The following is a 2,862-nucleotide window of genomic DNA, read 5'->3' as shown; positions in this document are numbered from 1 at the left end:
TCACCGCCGCGCAGACACCGCGGCCGATGCGGATCGCCAGCCGCTCGACGATGCCGTCCGCCGACGCGTCGCCCTCCGCGGCCAGCGCCGCCAGCCGGTCAAGACCGCGCTGCGCGTCGGCCGGATCGAGGCAGGTGTACTCGGCGCCCAGCGTGCCCAGCGCGATGGCCTCCTCGACGAGCGTACGGGCCGAGAAGGCCGCGCCGAGACCACCGACCTCGCCCGCGTTGCCCGAGACGCCGCGCAATACCGTGTCCTCCACCGCGAGGCCCATGCCGGAGCCGGTCCCGAGGTAGAAGAAGAGCAGGTTGCGGCTGTCCGTCGCGGTACCGGCCCAGCGCTCCGCGACGACCGCGGCGGTCACGTCCTTGTCGAGCAGCGCGGGGAACCCGGTGGCTTCGCTCAGCCGGTCGCGCAGCGGGTAGCGGCCCCACGCCGGAAGCTCCGGAGGGTCCACCACCCACCCGGCGTCCGCGTCGATGGGGCCGGGGGCGGCGATGCCCAGGCCGAGGACCCGGGCCTCGTCGATGCCCGATGCGGCGACGAGGGCCGACACCGACGCGGCCATGTCGGCGGTGGTCCGGTCGGTGTCGCCTCCGCTCGGCGTCTGCCGGCTGCGCCGGGCCACGACCGTGCCCGCCAGGTCCACGAGGACCGTCGTGATCACCGCGGGATCGAGGTGCACCCCGACCGCGTAGCGCGAACTCGGCACGACCTCCAGGAGCGTGCGCGGTTTGCCGCTGCCCATCTGCTGCTTGCCGGACTCGCGCACCACGCCCTGGTCGAGGAGCCTGCGCGTGATGTTCGAGACGGTCTGCGCCGACAGGCCCGTGGCCTGGGCCAGCTCGACCCGGCTGAGGCCGTCCGCGTGGCGGCGGATGGCGTCGAGGATCACCGACTCGTTGAAGTCCCCCATCCGGGGCAGGTTGGTGCCCCGCCTGATGGCCGGCTTCTCGGTCTTCGCAGTCGTCAAGGTGTCTCCCCGTGGCTCGGAGGCATCGTAGGCCGCAGCCGGAGCGTGCGGATCTGGAAGGGGCGGAACTTCAGGACGACCGCCCCGTCCGTGGTGAGGACCTGCCGCACCTCGGGCCGCTCGAGCAGATCGCAGTCGTCCGCGGACGCCACGTCGAAGCCCGCGGCGATCCGCGCCGCCTGCACGGCGCCTCCGCACGCCTCGTAGAGCCGCACGACGACATCGCCGCTGCGGTCGTCGGCGAGCTTCACGGACTCCACGACGACGTCCTCGGTGTCGACCGTCACCAGGGGCGCGGCCGACACGGGCGCGGGGCGCAGCGGCAGGTTGAGCGCGTAGCCCCCGGCGACGGCCTCCTCGACCCCGGCACCGGCCACCAGCGCGTAGCTGAAATCGTGCCGCCCGCGGTCGGCCTCCGGGTCCGGGCTGTGCGGCGAGCGAAGCAGCGAGAGCCGCACCGTGGTCGTGGTCCCGCCGTCGGCGCGGGTGTCGCGGCGCACGTCGTGCCCGTACGTGGAGTCGGTGAGCAGGGCCGCGCCCCAGCGGCGCTCGCCGACGTGCACCCAGCGGTGCGCCCACAGTTCGAAGCGGGCGGCGTCCCAGCTGGTGTTCTCGTGGGTGGGCCGGCGCACGTGCCCGAACTGGATCTCGGCACTCTCCTGCTCCGCGTGCACGTCGAGCGGCCAGGCCGACTTCAGGACCGTGTCGCGCTCCTGCCAGTCGATGTCGGTGCGGACCGTCACCTGCCGCGACTCCGCGGTGAGTTCGATGTGCTGGACGATCCGTGAGGCCCCGAAGACGCGTTCCACCCGCACGGAGGCGAGCAGCGGGCCGGCGTCGACGAGCGTCACGGACTCGGCCGCGTCGAGGTCGCGGACGGTGTCGCGGTAGTACGAGTCCAGGTTCCAGGCCGACCAGAGGTTCGGGTCGTCCGGGTGCAGCTGGAGGAGGTTGCCGACGGAGCCCGGGGCGATCGACTCGCGTCCTGCGGCGTGGTCGTGCACCGAGGTGACGAGACCCCGCCGGTCGACGACGACGCCGAGGACGCCGTTGTCGAGCACGAAACCGCCGTCCTCGGCGGCCGCCGAGACCGCCTGCCGGGGCGCCGCCACCGTCTCCCCGGACGCCAGGGCACCCACCTCGGCGAGCACGGCACTGCGCCCGTCCGACAGGCGCTGCGCGCCCGGGCGGCCGGTGCCGGGGACGACCGCGACCTCGCGGCGCGCGTACGGCCCGGCGTTGAGCAGCGCGTCGGCCGCACCCGGCAGCCGACGCGCCGCGTCGGCGATCAGCGCCTCCAGCTCGTCGTGAATCTCTCCGTACTCGCGCTCGGCCTGCCGGTGCACCCACGCGATCGACGTGCCCGGCAGGATGTCGTGGAACTGGTGCAGCAGCACCCGCTGCCACAGTGCCTCGAGACGCTCGTACGGATAGGGCGCCCCGGCCCGCACCGCGGCGGTGGCTGCCCAGAGTTCCGCCTCACGCAGGAGCGCCTCGCTGCGCCGGTTGCCGCGCTTGGTGCGGGCCTGGCTGGTGTACGTGCCGCGATGGTTCTCCAGGTAGAGCTCGCCCCGCCACACGGGGAGGTCCGTCCGCTCGGCGCGCGCGGCCTCGAAGAACGCGTCCGGCGCCTCGACGCCGACCCTCGGCGAGCCCTCCAGGTCCCGCAGCCTGCGGGCCTTCTCCAGCATCGAGCGGGACGGGCCACCGCCGCCGTCGCCGTATCCGAACGGCACGAGGGAGCGCGTGGACAGGCCCTTGTCCTCGAAGTTGGACTCCGCGTGGGCGAGTTCACCTGCCGTCAGCGACGCATTGTAGCTGTCGACCGGCGGCAGGTGGGTGAAGATGCGCGTGCCGTCGATGCCCTCCCAGTCGAACGTGTGGTGCGG

2 protein-coding genes are annotated in these 2,862 nt (G+C 73.8%); both read right to left on the bottom strand.

Annotated elements, in window-relative coordinates:
• Positions 1-916: ROK family transcriptional regulator (locus GTW43_RS37165; RefSeq protein ID WP_161306370.1), on the bottom strand; the 916-nt coding region annotated here is incomplete at its 3' end.
• A gap of 53 nt (positions 917-969) precedes the next feature.
• A partial coding sequence (locus GTW43_RS37160) for a glycoside hydrolase family 38 C-terminal domain-containing protein (protein WP_202502413.1) occupies positions 970-2,862 on the bottom strand: 1,893 nt, incomplete at its 5' end.

Source organism: Streptomyces sp. SID5785, assembly GCF_009870065.1.
Classification (GTDB): Bacteria; Actinomycetota; Actinomycetes; order Streptomycetales; family Streptomycetaceae; genus Streptomyces.
Note: the sequence above shows the minus strand (reverse complement) of the source record. Positions and strands in the feature narration are given on the sequence as shown.